This window comes from Nocardioides zeae, assembly GCF_030818655.1.
Taxonomy (GTDB): Bacteria; Actinomycetota; Actinomycetes; order Propionibacteriales; family Nocardioidaceae; genus Nocardioides; species Nocardioides zeae_A.
The window spans coordinates 3,662,871-3,678,480 of sequence record NZ_JAUTAN010000001.1 but is presented as its reverse complement, the minus strand read 5'-3'; the positions used below and the strand labels follow the sequence as shown (position 1 = coordinate 3,678,480).

At 74.0% G+C, this 15,610-nt stretch carries 16 protein-coding genes; 6 read left to right on the top strand and 10 right to left on the bottom strand.

The window, feature by feature from the left end; genetic code table 11:
• Window positions 1-9: 9 nt before the first annotated feature.
• The 3 genes from manA to QE405_RS17425 all read right to left on the bottom strand — a co-directional run bounded on the left by manA (window position 10) and on the right by QE405_RS17425 (window position 3,607).
• Window positions 10-1,200, bottom strand: coding sequence for a mannose-6-phosphate isomerase, class I (manA, locus tag QE405_RS17435; RefSeq protein ID WP_307203060.1), 1,191 nt, complete (start codon window positions 1,198-1,200; stop codon window positions 10-12).
• Between the two features lie 67 nt (window positions 1,201-1,267).
• Window positions 1,268-2,419, bottom strand: a complete 1,152-nt coding sequence (locus tag QE405_RS17430) for an acyl-CoA dehydrogenase family protein (protein ID WP_307203058.1) — start codon at window positions 2,417-2,419, stop codon at window positions 1,268-1,270.
• 9 nt (window positions 2,420-2,428) lie between these two features.
• Window positions 2,429-3,607, bottom strand: coding sequence for an MFS transporter (locus QE405_RS17425; protein WP_307203056.1), 1,179 nt, complete (start codon window positions 3,605-3,607; stop codon window positions 2,429-2,431).
• Window positions 3,608-3,679: 72 nt separating this feature from the next.
• Between QE405_RS17425 and QE405_RS17420 the strand changes: the two genes are divergently transcribed.
• Window positions 3,680-4,261, top strand: a complete 582-nt coding sequence (locus QE405_RS17420; protein WP_307203054.1) for a TetR/AcrR family transcriptional regulator — start codon at window positions 3,680-3,682, stop codon at window positions 4,259-4,261.
• Window positions 4,262-4,272: 11 nt separating this feature from the next.
• Here the strand turns inward: QE405_RS17420 and QE405_RS17415 are convergent, their stop codons facing one another.
• Genes QE405_RS17415 through QE405_RS17405 form a run of 3 tightly spaced genes read right to left on the bottom strand, consistent with a single transcriptional unit; the run spans window position 4,273 to window position 7,127 of the window.
• The gene (locus tag QE405_RS17415) at window positions 4,273-5,538 is read right to left on the bottom strand and encodes an ArsB/NhaD family transporter (RefSeq protein WP_307203052.1); all 1,266 of its coding nucleotides are present in this window, start codon (window positions 5,536-5,538) and stop codon (window positions 4,273-4,275) included.
• Between the two features lie 55 nt (window positions 5,539-5,593).
• Window positions 5,594-6,757: a CaiB/BaiF CoA transferase family protein gene (locus QE405_RS17410; RefSeq protein WP_307203050.1), complete on the bottom strand. Its 1,164-nt coding sequence runs from the start codon at window positions 6,755-6,757 to the stop codon at window positions 5,594-5,596.
• A 55-nt stretch (window positions 6,758-6,812) separates the two neighbouring features.
• A complete protein-coding gene (locus QE405_RS17405) occupies window positions 6,813-7,127 on the bottom strand; it encodes a DMT family transporter (RefSeq protein WP_307203049.1) in 315 nt (104 codons plus the stop codon).
• A gap of 178 nt (window positions 7,128-7,305) precedes the next feature.
• Here QE405_RS17405 and QE405_RS17400 point away from each other — a divergent pair, with 178 nt between their 5' ends.
• Window positions 7,306-7,887 (top strand): PadR family transcriptional regulator, encoded by a 582-nt coding sequence (locus QE405_RS17400; protein ID WP_307203047.1) that lies wholly within the window; start codon window positions 7,306-7,308, stop codon window positions 7,885-7,887.
• The gene (locus QE405_RS17395; protein WP_307203046.1) at window positions 7,884-9,965 is read left to right on the top strand and encodes an NADPH-dependent 2,4-dienoyl-CoA reductase; all 2,082 of its coding nucleotides are present in this window, start codon (window positions 7,884-7,886) and stop codon (window positions 9,963-9,965) included. Before QE405_RS17400 ends, QE405_RS17395 begins: the two co-directional genes overlap by 4 nt.
• 122 nt (window positions 9,966-10,087) lie before the next feature.
• Here QE405_RS17395 and QE405_RS17390 read toward each other — a convergent pair whose 3' ends face one another.
• On the bottom strand, window positions 10,088-11,305 hold the full coding sequence (locus QE405_RS17390; protein ID WP_307203045.1) for a pyridoxal phosphate-dependent aminotransferase: 1,218 nt from the start codon (window positions 11,303-11,305) through the stop codon (window positions 10,088-10,090).
• A 55-nt stretch (window positions 11,306-11,360) separates the two neighbouring features.
• Window positions 11,361-11,849, bottom strand: coding sequence for a ribonuclease H family protein (locus QE405_RS17385; RefSeq protein WP_307203042.1), 489 nt, complete (start codon window positions 11,847-11,849; stop codon window positions 11,361-11,363).
• Between the two features lie 134 nt (window positions 11,850-11,983).
• Here QE405_RS17385 and trxA point away from each other — a divergent pair, with 134 nt between their 5' ends.
• Window positions 11,984-12,385 (top strand): thioredoxin, encoded by a 402-nt coding sequence (gene trxA / locus QE405_RS17380; RefSeq protein WP_307203040.1) that lies wholly within the window; start codon window positions 11,984-11,986, stop codon window positions 12,383-12,385.
• Window positions 12,386-12,591: 206 nt separating this feature from the next.
• Complete coding sequence (locus QE405_RS17375) at window positions 12,592-13,389, top strand: hypothetical protein (RefSeq protein ID WP_307203039.1); 798 nt, start codon at window positions 12,592-12,594, stop codon at window positions 13,387-13,389.
• Here the strand turns inward: QE405_RS17375 and QE405_RS17370 are convergent.
• Window positions 13,374-14,726 carry an LLM class flavin-dependent oxidoreductase gene (locus QE405_RS17370; RefSeq protein ID WP_307203037.1) on the bottom strand — a complete coding sequence of 451 codons (1,353 nt, stop codon included), beginning with the start codon at window positions 14,724-14,726 and terminating at the stop codon, window positions 13,374-13,376. The two genes, QE405_RS17375 and QE405_RS17370, sit on opposite strands and share 16 nt — an antisense overlap.
• 250 nt (window positions 14,727-14,976) lie before the next feature.
• On the opposite strand from QE405_RS17370, the gene QE405_RS17365 reads away from it, so the two are divergent.
• Window positions 14,977-15,264, top strand: coding sequence for a hypothetical protein (locus tag QE405_RS17365; protein WP_307203035.1), 288 nt, complete (start codon window positions 14,977-14,979; stop codon window positions 15,262-15,264).
• Window positions 15,265-15,280: 16 nt separating this feature from the next.
• Here QE405_RS17365 and QE405_RS17360 read toward each other — a convergent pair whose 3' ends face one another.
• Window positions 15,281-15,574: a DUF1905 domain-containing protein gene (locus QE405_RS17360; protein ID WP_307203033.1), complete on the bottom strand. Its 294-nt coding sequence runs from the start codon at window positions 15,572-15,574 to the stop codon at window positions 15,281-15,283.
• Window positions 15,575-15,610: the final 36 nt, after the last annotated feature.

Below are 15,610 nucleotides of genomic sequence, written 5' to 3'. Positions count from 1 at the left end.
GCGGAGGCGTCAGACGACGTCGACGAGGCGGGAGTGCACGGCCCGGCGGGCCGGCTCGAAGGCCTGCGCGACCTCGCCCAGCCCGATGATGACGCAGTCGCGGTCCTCCGGGCCGAGGAACACCGACTCGCCGCGGCCCAGCCGCACCTGCTCGCCGGCGCCGTTGCGCACGTCGACCTCGCCACCGGTGCAGATGAGCAGCGACTGCCGGGCGTTGACGACGGCGACGCCCTCGGGGTCGGCGTGCGAGACCTGGGTGACGGCCAGCGCGAACTCGACGTCGGCGGGGCTGAAGACCTCCGTCTCCGCGAGCGCGAACTCGGGGTTGACCCGGGCGATGCGGGCCATGCCGGTCGTGCCCAGGCAGGTCACGAGGCCGGTCGGGTCGACGTGCTTCCGCGTCAGGCCGGCGCGCAGCACGTTGTCGGAGGACGCCATGACCTCGAGGCACAGCCCCTTGAGGTGCGCGTGGATGATGCCCGCGCCCAGGTAGGCCGCCTCGCCCGGCTGCAGCGTCATCCGGTTGAGCATGAGGGAGATGACGACCCCGACGTCGTCGGGGTAGTACTCGGCGATCTCGACCGCGGTCGAGTAGGCGCGCTTGATGTCGAGGCCCATCTTGCCGAGGGCACGGCAGGCGCCGACGACCTCGCCGATCTGGGCCGGGCTGACCTCGGAGCTGAGGAGCCACTCGACGCGACGCACGATGCCCGCGAAGCCGGGGTCGGCGCGGAGGTCCTCGGCCAGCTTCTGGGTCAGCGGCGTCTCCAGCGGGGCCAGCACGCGGAGGATCTCCACGGTGGGGCGGAACCCGATGAGGCTGTCGAAGGTGGTCAGCGCGTAGACCATCTCCGGCTTGTGGTTGTCGTCCTTGTAGACGCGGTTCGGGGCATCGAGCGGGATGCCCGCGCGCTCCTCCTCGGCGTACCCGTCCTCGGCCTGCGACTTGCTGGGGTGCACCTGCAACGACAGCGGCTGGTCGGCGGCGAGCACCTTGAGCATGAACGGCAGGTCGCCGGTCAGGTCGGAGAGCGGCTTCGCGTTGCCCGTCGCGTCGACCGCGGTCGACGGCTGCAGGGCGTGGGTGCCGATCCACACCTCGGCGACCGGCGTGCCGTCGGGACGCTCGCCCAGGAAGCGCGGGATGGCCTCGGGCGACCCCCACGAGTAGTTCTGCACGCCGTTGCGGAGTCGGTACATGCGGACCAGCCTAAGCAGCGGAGCGCGTTCGCGCGGCGTACCGCTGGGTCGCGGGGAGCCGCGTCGGTCACACGAACGCGGACACCCCGGTCTCCGCGCGACCGATGAGCAGCTTCTGGATCTGGCTGGTGCCCTCGTAGAGGGTCATGACGCGGGCGTCGCGGAGGTACTTCGCGACGGGGTAGTCGTCGACGTAGCCGTAGCCCCCGAAGGCCTGGACGGCGTTGTTGGCGGCGCGCACGGCCGCCTCCGAGGCGAACAGCTTGGCCTTCGACGCGGCGAGCGAGAACGGCTCGCCGCGCATCGCGAGGTCGGCGGCGCGCCAGACCAGCAGCCGCGCGGCGTCGGCGTCGACCGACATGTCGGCGATGAGGTCCTGCACGAGCTGGTGGGCGGCGATCGGCTTGCCGAACTGGTCGCGCTGGGTCGTGTACTCCACCGTCGCCGCCAGGCAGCCCGCGACGATCCCGGTGCAGCTCGCCGCGATGCCCACCCGGCCGGTGTCGAGCGTCGACATCGCGATCCGGAAGCCCTGGCCCTCCTCGCCGAGGAGGGCGTCGGCGGGCACCCGCACGCCGCTGAACGACAGCGCCGCGGTCGCCTGGCCGCGGAGCCCGAGCTTGCCCGTCACCTCGCGCCGCTCGAAGCCGGGCGTGTCCGTCGGGACGATGAAGGCGGAGACGCCCTTCGGGCCGGGCCCGCCGGTGCGGGCGAACACGAGGCAGGCGTCGGCCCAGGTGCCGTTGGTGATGAAGATCTTCTCGCCGTCGATCACCCAGTCGTCGCCGTCGCGGACCGCCTTCGTGCGCAGGTTCGCGGCGTCGGAGCCGTGGCCGGGCTCGGTGAGGCCGAAGCACCCGAGCAGCTCGCCGGCGACGATCCCGGGCAGCCACCGCTGCTTCTGCTCCTCGGTGCCGTGGGCCAGGATCGGTCCGGCGAAGAGACCGGCCGACACCGAGACGATCCCGCGGATGGCGGAGTCGGCACGGCCGAGCTCCTCCATCGCCAGGCAGTAGGTGAGGAGGTCGAGGCCGAGGCCGCCGTACTCCTCCGGGATCTTCACGCCGAAGAACCCCTGCTCTCCGAGCTTGGGCACGATCGCGAGGTCGACGGACTCGGCGCGGTCCCACGCCGTGCGGTGCGGCACGACCTCGCGGTCGCAGAACTCGCGGGCGGCGGCCCGGAAGGCCTCCTGGTCGGGCGTCAGGGTGAGGTCCACGTCACAGGTCTACCAGGGCGCCGGCGTGCGGGCACTGTCCGATCGGGTCGCACTCGGCTCCGTCCCGGCGCGCCCGGGGAGGGACGCCGCACAGGACAGCGCCGCGACGGCGCCGGCGAGCAGGAAGGCCGCGCCCGACCCGCTGCGCCCGGTGACCTCGCCCGCCAGGGCGGAGCCCAGCGCCTGGCCGAGCACGAGCAGCACGAAGAACCCGGCGACCAGGCCCGCGGGCGCCTGCGGGCGCAGCTCCCCCGCCCACGCGATGAGGGCGGACGTCGCCGCGACGAAGCCCCAGCCGAAGAGCGCGCAGGCCAGCCCGGCCGGGACCGGGGCCCCACCCGCGGCGCCGAGCAGCACGAGGGCGCAGGCGACGGCCGCCACCGTCACGGCCCACCCGGCCCGCGGCGAGCGGGCCGCGAGGTGGCGCGCGGTCAGCACCGTCGCCGTACCACCCACCCCGATGCCGATCCACGCCACCGTCGTCGCCGTCTCGCCGAGGCCCTGGGCGGCCAGGTGGGCGCGCCCGTAGGTCCACGCCGCAGCCGAGGCCGCGCCCAGCCCGAGGGCACCGAGCGCGGGGACGAGCAGCGCGGGCACCCGGTACGTCGCGGCGTGACCCGCGTCGTACCCGGCGGGCCGCGGGCCGGCGGGTCCGGAGGAGCCGCCCCGCGCGAGGAGCAGCACCAGTCCGCCGCAGAGGAGGGTCGCGGCGGCACCGGCGGCGAACCCCGCCCGCCAGTCGGGCAGCAGCACCACAGCGAGCAGGCCGGCCGCGACGAGCCCGGGGCCGGTCCCGGAGTTCACGACCGCCTGGGCCCGCTCGCGGCGCTCGGCGGCCACCTGGCGGTCGACGATCGCCACGAGCGCCGGCGAGGCGAGCCCGGCCGAGGACGACGCGAGCACCGCGGCGACCGCGAAGGTGCCGGCGCCCGGAGCGAGCGCCATGCCCGTGGCGCCGACGCCGCCGGTGAGCACGGCTGCCGTCAGCACCGTCCGTGGACGGCGGTCGGCGACCAGCCCCGCCAGCGCACCGACGCAGTAGGCGAGGGAGGCGCCGGAGGAGACGTAGCCCGCGGCACGGTCCCCGAGGGCGAGGTCGGCCTGCACGTCGGGGAGGAAGAGGCCGTAGGCGAGGCGCACCAGGCCGTAGGTGCTCGCGACGAGGGCGAGGCCGGCGAGGGCGAGCACGCCGGAGGGGGTCGCCGGTCCCCACGAAAGCGATAACGTGCGTTTCATTTTGCCGAGTCTAGGGTGGGACCCGTGGCCAGCCGAGCGAGCACCGAGAAGAAGCTGCTCGACGCCGCCGACCAGCTGCTCTTCCGCCGGGGCGTGACCGCCACGCCGGTCGACGAGGTGCTCGCGCTGGCCGGGGTGTCACCGGCGACGCTCTACCGCGCGTTCGGCAGCAAGGACGGCCTGCTCGTCGCCGCCCTGGAGCGCCGCCTCGACACGTGGCTGCTCACCTGGGAGGCCGCCGTGGCGGCGGCGCCCGACGACGAGGCCCGCCTGCTGGCGGTCTTCGACGCCCTCGAGACCTTCCGGTCGCGGCCCGACGGCGCCCGGTGGTGCGCGTTCCTCGGCAGCGCGGCGGAGCACGCCGACCCCCCGGCCCCCCTGGCCGCCGCCCTCGCGCGCGACACCGACGAGCTGCGCACCCGGCTGCGGGCGCTGGCCGTGCCCGTGGTCGGCGAGGCGGGGGCCGACGAGCTCGCGTCGTCGCTGCTGCTCGTGGTGTCGGGCGACCTCGCGATGCGGCTGCGCGACGGGCACGTGTCGGCGAGCGCCGCGCGCGACGTGGCCACCGCGGTCGTGGCCTCAGCGCGCCGGAAAACGGGGCGCTGAGGCCACGACGCTCAGGTGCCGACGAGCGCCGCCGTGCCGGCCATGACGGCCGTCGCGACCACGACGAGCACGGGCGTGACGAGGAGGCCCGCCGCGTGGAAGCGCCGGCCCACGTCCGCCGGGTGCTCCAGGGCGGGATTGCGGAGCCAGAGGAGGTTGGCCAGGGAGCCGGCGTACGTCGCGCTCGCGCCCACCCCGACCCCGACGAGCACCGCGAGCACGGCCTCGGGCCCGACGGGTGCCGCCAGCGGCACGAGCAGCAGCGTCGCCGGGAGGTTGTTGAGCAGGTTGGCGGCCACCATTGCCACGAGCGCCACGACCACGAGGCTGCCGACGCCCGTGCCGTCGGGCAGCAGCCGGTCGAGGAGGTCGGCGCCGCCACGGTCGGCCAGGGCCGTCACGGCGATCGCCCAGCAGAGCACGAAGACGGCGAAGGGCACCTGCCCCGCAGCGAGGAGCCGCGTCGGGGCGAGCCGCAGGCCCGGGCGACGGGTGAGCGCCGCGCGCACCCCCAGCACCACGGCCGCCGCCAGCGCCGGCCACACCGGCTCGAGGTGGAGCTGGCCGCCGACCACGATCACCGCCAGTGTCACGCCGAGCACGACGAGGGTGAGCCGGTCGGGGCGCGGGACCGCCACGGGGGCCACCGTCGCCACGGGCGTGACGGCGGCCGGGCGCTGTGCGCGGCGTACGACGACGTGCTCGGCCGCGACGACCACGAGCCACGCCGGCGCCATCAGCAACGTGAAGTGGAGGAACGTCAGCCCGGCGGCGTCGAAGGCGACGAGGTTGGTGAGGTTGGAGACCGGCAGCAGGATCGACGCGGTGTTGGCGAGGCGCACCGAGGCGAGGTCCAGCGGCCAGGGGTCGCGACCGAGGCCCCGGGCCGCCAGCGCGAGCACCGGCGCCAGCAGCACGACCGTGGCGTCGAGGGTGAGCAGCGCCGTGACCACCGCCGCCGTGAGCACGGCGAGGAGCACGAGCCGCCGGCCGGGGTCGGCCGCGCGGCGGGCGCCGGCCGCGACGATCCCGCCGAGCCAGGCGAAGACGCCGCCGCGCTCGACCAGCGTGGCCAGCACGAGGATCGCCACGAGGTAGCCCACGACCGGCAGCAGGTCGAGCACCGCCCGCTCGGCGTGGTCGGGACTGACGGCACCGACGCCGAGCACCAGCCCGGCGGCCAGCACGCCGACCACCAGCTGTCGGACGCCGTCGAGCACGAGCGCCGCGACGAGGCAGGCCCCGGCGGCGACCACGGCGGCGGCGAGCAGGATCACCGGGCAAGGGTGCCAGGGCCGGGGGCGCCGCCGGCGTCACCCCCGCCACCGGCACTCAGGCCTGGACGAACGCTCCCGAGTCGATCAGCCCGTCGACGTCGGCGACGCCCCACGCCGCGAGCGCCTCGCGGGTGTAGGCGCCGGCGCGGTGGGGGCTCAGGGTCAGCGTCGGCGCCGTCCGCGAGAACCGGGGGGCCGGCGCCGGCTGCACGACGCCGTCGCGCTCGACGAAGATCTCCCGGGCGGCGACGTGCGGGTGCTCCGGGGCCTCGCTCATGCGCAGGATCGGCGCGACGCACGCGTCGGTGCCGTCGAACACCTCGGTCCACTCGGCGCGGGTCCGCGAGCGGATGGTGTCGGCGATGAGGGTGCGCAGCTCGTCGTACCGGCCGAGCTCGGCCTGGGTCGGCGCCTGCTCCTTGATGCCGAGGCGTGTCACGAGCTCGTCGAAGAACTGCGGCTCGAGCGCCCCGACCGCGAGGTGCTCGCCGTCGGCGGTCTCGTAGATGTCGTAGTAGGGGATGCCGCCGTCGAGCAGGTTGGCGGCGCGCTCCTCGGTGAAGCCGCCGCCGGCCAGCATGGCGGAGGCCATGGCGTTGAGGTGGGCGGTGCCGTCGACGATCGCGGCGTCGACGACCTGGCCCTTGCCGCTGATGCCGCGCTCGACCAGGGCGGCCAGGATGCCGATGACGAGGTAGGTCGAGCCGCCGCCGAAGTCGCCGACGAGATTGCTCGGGAAGTGCGGGCGGGCCTTGTCCTGGCCCAGCCCGTGGAGGGCGCCGGTGATGGCGATGTAGTCCATGTCGTGGCCGGCCGCGTGGGCGAGCGGGCCCGTCTGGCCCCAGCCGGTCATCCGTCCGTAGACGAGCCGCGGGTTGCGCGCGAGGCAGTCGTCGGGACCGAGCCCGAGCCGCTCGGTCACCCCGGGCCGCAGGCCCTCGACGAGCACGTCCGCCTCGGCGACGAGGTCGAGCACGGTGTCGCGGGCGATCGGGTCCTTGAGGTTCGCCGCCACGCTGGGCCGCCCGCGGGTGAGCAGGTCGTGGCGCGGGTCGGCGACGACCGACAGGGCGCCTCCGCCCGGGCGGTCGATGCGGATGACGTCGGCACCGAGGTCCGCGAGGATCATGCAGGCGTGCGGGCCCGGCCCGATCCCCGCGAGCTCGACGACCTTCAGGCCGGCGAGCGGCCCCGTTCCCTGTCCCAGCGTGAGTGGCATGGACGGATCATGACAGGTTCACTGTCACGGTCGCGAGGGCCTCCCCGGGCCGGGCTCAGTGGGCGAGCTTGAGACCGATGACGCAGGCGACGATGCCCAGCAGCAGGAGCGCGCGCACCGCCGAGAAGGCCTCGGCGCCGGTGGCCATGGCGTACGACGCGGTGAGCGCCGCACCGATCCCGACCCACACCGCGTAGGACGTGCCCACCGGCAGCGTCCGCATCGCCCACGCGAGGCCGACCATGCTGGCGACCACGGAGACGGCGAAGACGACGGAGGGCACCAGGCGGGTCAGGCCCTCCGAGCGTGAGAGGGCGGTCGCCCACACCGCTTCGAGGCACCCCGACAGGACGAGCACGATCCAGGCCATGGGCGCATGGTGGCCCATGCGTGTTGCGGGGAGGTGACACCACTGCGTCCCCCCGCTCCCCGTCCCCGGGTCGTGGTGTGAGGCCTGCGGAAAGCGTGCGCCTGACACCACGACCCGGGGAGAGGGACGTGCTTGCAACCAGTTGCACTGCAACGCGTTGCATGGCACGCTTCCGCACATGGCCCTCGAACACGTGCTCCTCGTGGCGCTGCGCGAGCGCGGCGGCTCGGGCCTCGAGCTCACCCAGCGCTTCGAGCGCACCCTCGGCAACTTCTGGCAGGCCAGCCACCAGCAGATCTACCGGACGCTGGGTCGCATGGCCGACGACGGCTGGGTCGACGTCGAGACGGTCACCCAGACCGGGCGGCCCGACAAGAAGGTCTACGCCGTCTCCCCCGTCGGCGCGAAGGTGCTCGCCGAGTGGCTGGCGACGCCGACCTCGCCCGGACCGCTGCGCGACGAGGTGGCGGTGAAGATGCGCGGCGCGGCGTACGGCGACCGTGCGGCCGTGCTCGCCCACCTCGCCGTCCGGCGGGAGGAGCACCGGGCGCGGCTCCGCACCTTCGAGGCCATGGCGGCCGAGCAGTTCCCCGACCCGGACGCCCTCGCCGGGCCCGCCCTCGACCGCTGGCTCGTGCTCCGCGGAGGGCTGCTCATGGAGCGGTTCTGGGTCACGTGGCTCGACGAGTACCTGACGGCGCACGGGGCGCCGAGCACCCCTGATCCCCATCCCGAGACCGACCGCGAGGAGTCCCGATGACCGCACCCACGGCGTACCCCACCTTCCTCAGCCCGCTCACCGTCCCCACGGCGCACGGGCGCGGCAGCGTCACGCTGCGCAACCGCAGCGTCATGGGGTCCATGCACACCGGGCTCGAGGACGGGTTCTGGAACATCGGCAAGCTGGCGGCCTACTTCGCCGAGCGCGCCGCCGGCGGGGTCGGGCTGATCGTGACCGGCGGCTACGCGCCCAACAAGCGAGGCTGGCTGAAGCCGGTGGGCTCGGAGATGACGAGCCGGCTGCAGGCCGCGCGCCACGTGCAGGTGACCGACGCGGTGCACGAGCACGACGCGAAGATCGTGCTGCAGCTGGTGCACGCCGGCCGCTACGGCTACCACCCGCTCAACGTCGGCGCGTCGCGCCGCCAGAGCCCCATCACGCCGTTCCGGCCCACCGCGCTCAGCACGAAGGCGGTCGACCGCACGGCGAGCGACTTCGCGCGGGCGGCGCGGCTGGCGCAGCGGGCGGGGTACGACGGCGTCGAGGTGATGGGCTCCGAGGGCTACCTCATCAACCAGTTCCTCGCCGCGCGCACCAACGACCGCACCGACCGCTGGGGCGGCAGCGCCGCGAAGCGGATGCGCTTCCCGATCGAGGTCGTGCGCCGCACCCGGGAGCTCGTCGGCGACGACTTCCTGCTCGACTACCGCATCTCGCTCCTCGACCTCGTCGAGGACGGGCAGACGTGGGAGGAGACCGTCGAGCTGGCCCACGCGCTCGTCGAGGCCGGCGTCGACGTCTTCAACACGGGCATCGGCTGGCACGAGGCCCGGGTGCCGACGATCATCACGCAGGTCCCACGCGCCGCGTGGCGCGACTCCACCGCCCGGCTCCGGGCCGCGCTGCGGGCGTCCGGCATCGCCACCCCGGTGTGCGCGTCGAACCGCATCAACACCCCGGAGGTGGCCGAGGACATCCTCGCCGCCGGGGAGGCCGACCTCGTCTCGCTGGCGCGACCGTTCCTCGCCGATGCCGCGCTCGTCGCCAAGGCGGCCGCCGGGCGGGCCGACGAGATCAACACGTGCATCGCCTGCAACCAGGCCTGCCTCGACCACATCTTCAGCAACAAGTTGTCGTCGTGCCTCGTCAACCCGCGGGCGTGCCGCGAGACGACGCTGGTGCTCAGCCCCACGCGGACCCGCCGCACCGTCGCCATCGTCGGCGCCGGACCCGCCGGTCTGGCGGCCGCCGTGTCGGCCGCGGAGCGCGGCTTCGCCGTCACCCTCTTCGAGCGCAACCCCCACCTCGGTGGGCAGTTCCAGCTCGCGATGCAGATCCCCGGCAAGGAGGAGTTCGCGGAGACGCTGCGCTACTACACGCGCCGGCTCGAGGTGCTCGGCGTCGACGTGCGCCTCGGCACCACGGCGACCCCCGACGACCTGGCGGGCTTCGACGAGGTCGTCGTCGCGAGCGGCGTCGAGCCGCGGGTGCCCGCCATCCCGGGGATGGACCACCCGAAGGCCGTCTCGTACGCCGACGTGCTCGCCCGCCGCGTCACCTGCGGCCAGCGCGTCGCCGTCATCGGTGCCGGCGGCATCGGTGTCGACGTCGCCCACTTCCTCACCCACGACCCGGCCGAGTCCATCGACGACGTCGCGACGTGGAAGTCGCACTGGGGCGTCGGCGACCCCGCCCTCGACCGCGGCGGGCTGACGGAGCCCAAGCCGCGCGCCGTCGTGCGCGAGGTCTACCTGTTGCAGCGCAAGACCACGCCCATCGGCGTGGGCCTGGGCAAGACCTCCGGCTGGGCCCACCGGGCCGTGCTCAAGCAGTCGGGCGTCGTGCAGGTCTCCGGCGTGACCTACGACCGCATCGACGACGACGGCCTGTGGGTGACGGTCGACGGGGAGCAGCGGCTGTATGCCGTGGACCACGTCGTCGTGTGCGCCGGGCAGGAGTCCGTGCGGGACGTGTACGACGCGCTGGACGGCGCTGCGGCGTACCCGGGCGGCAGCGCCGCGGTGCACCTCGTCGGTGGGGCCGACGTCGCGGCGGAGCTCGACGCGAAGCGCGCCATCGAGCAGGCCACCCGCGTCGTGGCGGGGATCGCCGGCTGAGCTCCCACCGCCGTCGTAGTCCCTGACGTTTCGCACCGTGTCGCCGGCGATCGTCGGCGTGTCGTGTGCGGAACGTCAGGGACTACCCCGGAGAGGGGGCCGGCCCGGGTGGGACCGAGGGGTCAGCGGCGCAGCGTGGCGAGGAAGTCGGCGATCCGCTCGATGGCCTCGGTCAGCATGTCGACGTCGGGCAGCGTCACGAGGCGGAAGTGGTCGGGCTCGAACCAGTTGAAGCCCGTGCCGTGGGTGACGAGCAGCTTCTTCGCCCGGAGCAGGTCGATGACGAACTCCTGGTCGTCGGTGATCCCGAACATCTCCGTGTCGAGCTTCGGGAAGCAGTAGAGCGCACCCATCGGCTCCACGCAGCTGACGCCCTCGATCTCGTTGAGCAGGCGCCACGCGGTCTTCGACTGCTCGTAGAACCGGCCGCCGGGCCCGATGTACTCGCTGATCGACTGGTAGCCGCCCAGCGCCGTCTGGATCGCGTGCTGCGCCGGCACGTTCGCGCACATGCGCATGTTGGACAGCAGGGTCAGGCCCTCAAGGAAGTCCTCCGCCAGGTGCTTCGGGCCCGAGATCATCACCCAGCCGGCGCGGTAGCCGCAGACCCGGTAGGCCTTCGACAGGCCGGAGAAGGTGAGGCAGAGGACGTCGTCGCCGGCGTACGTCGCCGTGTGGTGGTGGACCGCGTCGTCGAAGAGGATCTTCTCGTAGATCTCGTCGCTCATCAGCACGAGGTCGTGGCGCCGGGCGATGTCGACGAGGCCCTTGACGGTCTCCTCGCTGTAGACCGCGCCCGTCGGGTTGTTCGGGTTGATGATCACGAGGGCCTGGGTGTTCGGCGTGATCTTGGCCTCGATGTCGGCGAGGTCGGGGTTCCACCCGTTCTCCTCGTCGCAGCGGTAGTGCACCGGCGTGCCGCCGCAGAGCGTCACGGCCCCCGTCCAGAGCGGGTAGTCCGGCGCCGGGACGAGCACCTCGTTGCCGTCGTCGAGGAACGCCTGCAGCACCAGCGAGATCATCTCGGAGACGCCGTTGCCGATGAAGACGTCGTCGACGGAGGTGTCCGTGAGGCCCCGCGACTGGTAGTACTGCGCCACCGCCGTGCGCGCCGAGTAGATGCCGCGCGAGTCGGAGTAGCCCTGCGCGTCCGGCAGGTGCGTCACCATGTCGGCGACGATCGACTGGGGCGCCTCGAACCCGAACGGCGCCGGGTTGCCGATGTTGAGCTTGAGGATGCGGTGGCCCTCCGCCTCGAGCCGCTGCGCCTCGACGAGGATCGGACCTCGCACGTCGTAGCGCACGTTCTGAAGCTTCTTGCTCTGCACGATGGGCCGCATGGGCGTCAGTGTCGCAGTCGGCTCCGCGCCGTCGCACCCCGGTTTCCGCCCGCGGTCAGACCTCCTTGGCCGCCTGCACCGCGAGCCGGTCGACGAGGTCGTTCATCCGGTTGCCCGAGTGGCCCTTCACCCAGCGGAAGGCCACGTCGCCGCGGGCGTTGACCTCCGCGACGAGCGGCTCCCACAGGTCGCGGTTCGCCACCGGCTGCCGCGCGCTGTTGGTCCAGCCGCGCTGCAGCCACCCCGCCCACCAGCGGTCGCGGAAGCAGTTGACGACGTACGTCGAGTCGCTCACCACCACCAGCGGTCCCGGGTTGGCCAGGACCGCTTCGTAGGCCGCCCGCACCTCCATGCGCTGGTTGGTCGACGCGGCCTCACCGCCCGCGGCGTACCGCTCCTCGTCGATCGCCCACGCCCACCCGCCGGGGCCGGGGTTGCCGGAGCACGCCCCATCGGTGAACACCTCGACCGCTCCGGGCGGCGCGACCATGTCGGCGGGCCGGGGACGGGTGCGGGTGGCGGTACGGCGCGGGCGGGGCGGCATCGGGCTCCTCGTGCTGGCTGGGGGTCGGGCTGGGGATCGGGCTGGGCGAGGGGGAGACGCTAGCGGGAGCGGGGAACACCCGTCCGCCCGGCCTCGTTGGAGGTGGGGACAGGCCCGACGACGAAGGAGCGGCCATGAGCACGGTCAACATCGGATCCACCGACTTCGAGCGCACGATCACCGACAACGAGCTGGTGATCGTCGACTTCTGGGCGGAGTGGTGCGGCCCGTGCAAGGCCTTCGCGCCCGTCTTCGAGAGGGCGTCGGAGTCGCACGGCGACGTCGTCTTCGCCAAGGTCGACACCGAGACGGAGCAGCAGCTGGCCGGCGCCGCCCAGATCACGTCGATCCCGACGCTGATGGCGTTCAAGAAGGGCACGCTCGTCTACCGCGAGGCCGGCGCCCTGCCGCCCGCGGCCCTCGAGCAGCTGATCACCGGCCTGCGCGACCTCGACCTCGACGCGGCGCTGGCCGAGCACGCGAAGGAGCAGGCCGAGGGCGACGCGTCGCCCAACGGGCAGGAGCCCCCGGCCTGACGCCGGGCGGCTGATCCGAACCCACCGCTGGGTCGAGCCCGCGGCGGAAAGGGTCACGGACGACAGCCGATCCGGCATCTGGCGTGGCGTTCGTGCCCCTGTCCGGACGGCCCGCTGGGTGTCCCCAGGCTCGCGACGGGCTGCGATCGTCCCCAGGTCGGACGACGACGCCCCGAGCCCCGTCAGGACGAGGCCATCGTGAACGGGTGAGCACCGCCGATGGGGCCGCGCGCCCCGACCACACCGACGAGACCGACCACGCCGACCTGGTCGAGCTGGGCCGGGTGCGTCGAGCGGGCTGGACCCGGGTCGTGCACGGCGCCCACCGGCAGGTCGCACCACCCGCCGGGGCGCCTGACCTCGACCTGCTTGCCGTACAGCAGGTGCTGCCACCGTCGGCGGTCCTGACCGGGCTGACGGCCGCCGGAGCCCGCGGGTGGTGGCTGCCGTTGCTCCCCGACGACGTCCCCGTCTTCGCCAGCACGCCGCGGGGCAGCGGCCGGGTGCGTCGCCCGGAGCTGCGCGTCGCTCGGACGGCCGGCCCCACACCGATCGAGACCGTGTCCGGTCTCCGCCTCTCGTCGGCCGCGCGGACGCTGCTCGACTGCGGGCGCCTGCTCGGCACGCTCGACCTGGCGATGGTCGTCGCGGGAGCACTCCACGCCGGGGTGCCCCGTACGGCGGTGGAACAGGCTGCACACGTCCCCGATGCCCGAGGCGGTCCGCGCCTGCGGGCTGCGCTGGGCCTGGTGCTCGACGGCGCCGAGTCGGCCATGGAGGTCGTCCTCGGTGCGCTGTGCCTGGTGCTCGGTCTCGAGGTCGAGGCCCAGCACGAGGTCCGGGACGCCGACGGCCGGCTCGTCGCCCGCGGTGACGTGTGCCCCGGGGGACCCGGACCCTCGTCGAGTACGACGGCGCCACCCACCGGGAGGCGGACGCGCAGCGCGACGACCTCCGCCGTGACCGGCGTCTGGGCGCCGTCGACTGGTCACGGATCGCGGTGACGCGCCACGACCTGCTTGGACAGGTGGGCACGCTGGCGCGCGACCTCGACCGTGCGGCGGGGCGCGACCACGACCCGGCGCGGTTGCGGCCCTGGCGGGCCCTGCTGCGGGAGAGCACCCAGACCGCCGCCGGCACCGCGTGGCTGCGCCAGCGCTGGGCCCCGCGGCGCATGCCGCCGCGAGCGGCATGAAGAGCGCCGTACGGAAAGGGGCACGAACGCCAGCCCGGAGGCCGGATCGGCTGTCGTCCGTGACCCTTTCCGCGCCGAGGCTCGAGCCCCCGGGCGCAGGACCCTCAGTCCGCCAGCAGCTCCCGCACGCGGGGCGCGACCTGGGTGCCGTAGAGCTCGATGCACCGCATGAGCTGGGCGTGCGGTTGGGGGCCGTTGGAGTACTTGAGGTCGAACCGGTCGATCCCCAACGTGCGCACGGTCGCCGCGATCTTCTGCGCGACGGTCTCGGGCGACCCGACGTAGAGCGAGCCCGCGTCGGCCTCGGCGTCGAACTGCGCCCGCGTCGCCGGGCCCCAGCCGCGCTCGCGGCCGATGCGGTTCGCGGTTGGCCTTGAAGTGCGGGAACAGCAGCTCGCGCGCCTCCTCGTCGGTGTCGGCGACGAAGCCCGGCGAGTGCACGCCCACCGGCAGCCGCTCGTCGGCCTGCTCGGGGTGCAGCTCGCGGAGCGCGCGGTGGTAGAGCTCGACGTACGGCGCGAAGCGAGCCGGCTCACCGCCGATGATCGCCAGCATCATCGGGAAGCGGTAGCTGGCGGCCCGCACCACCGACTCCGGCGAGCCACCGACGCCGACCCACGTCGGGATGCGGCCGGCGGCCGTCGTCGGGAACACGCGCGCCCCCCGCAGCGGGCCGCGCACCGAGCCCTCCCAGGAGACCTCGCCCTCGCCCTGGAGCGCCGCCCAGAGGTCGAGCTTCTCCTCGAAGAGCCGCTCGTAGTCGCCGAGGTCGAGGCCGAACAAGGGGAACGACTCGGTGAACGATCCGCGGCCCATCGTGACCTCCGCCCGCCCGGGGGCGAGCGCGTCGAGGGTGGCGAAGCGCTCGTAGACCCGCACCGGGTCGTCGCTGCTCAGCACGGTCACGGCGGTCCCGAGGAGGATCCGCTCCGTGCGGGCCGCGACCGCGGCGAGCACGATGTCCGGCGCCGAGACCGCGTAGTCGTCGCGGTGGTGCTCACCGATGCCGATCGCGTCGATGCCGATCCCGTCGGCCAGCACGGCCTGCTCGACGAGGTCGCGGATCACCTGGCCGTGGGGCACCGGGGCCCCGCTGGCGTCGGAGCTGACGTCGCCGAACGTGTCGAGGCCGAGCTGGACGGTCATGGGGTCCTCCGTGGGGTCGTTGAGCGCTCAACCAGCGTACGCCGACCCGCGGCTCGCGACCGCAACCGCGCCCGCCGACGACCCCGCCCTCACCCCCGCGTCATCCACCGTTCACCGTGGCGCCGGAGGTCCGTCCACAGCCTGCCGGGACGACCCTGAATTCGGCGCGGAACTGTGGCACCATCGTCGCGGCGGAGCGCGTGGGCGCTCCGGTTTTTCTTTCTTCTGGAGCAGAGAGCGAGGGGAGCAGATGCACACCGCCGGGGAGCGCACGCAGGACGGGACCGACGCCGTGCGGGAGTACGTCGCGCTCGACCGCGCCCTGCGCCGGTTGGAGGCGAAGGACCCGGGCCAGTCGGCCGTGCTGCGGCTCCAGCTCAACCGGGCCCGCGCGGCCTACCTCAAGGCCGGCCCGCAGGGCGAGCAGACCTACACCGAGCTCCTCGTCGTGCTCCACGCCGCCTGCGCCTCCGCGCTCGTCGAGGTGGAGGGCGGCTCCGCCGCGTCGGCCGCCGACGCCCGCCCCGTCACGCGCTGACCAGCGAGCCCCGCGCTCAGGGGACGGCGATCTCCACCGTCACGGTGACGACGTCACCGAGCTCGACCTCCTCGGCGCGCCGCAACGCCACCTTGAGGGGCACCATGTAGCCGCCGTCCCGCGGGAAGATCGCGGTCGTCATGCTCGTGCCGCCCACGGTCACGGTCGCGGGGATCATCCCCCAGCCGTAGGTGACCGCCCCCGCCACCGCGTGGATCTCGTCGGTCTCGTCGGGCGGCACCACCACGAAGTGGAACGGCGCGGGCCCGCGCCAGTGGACGACCTCGCCGGAGAACGTCAGCTCGAGCACCCGGTCACCGTACGACGCTCCCGACGCCCCCGGCAG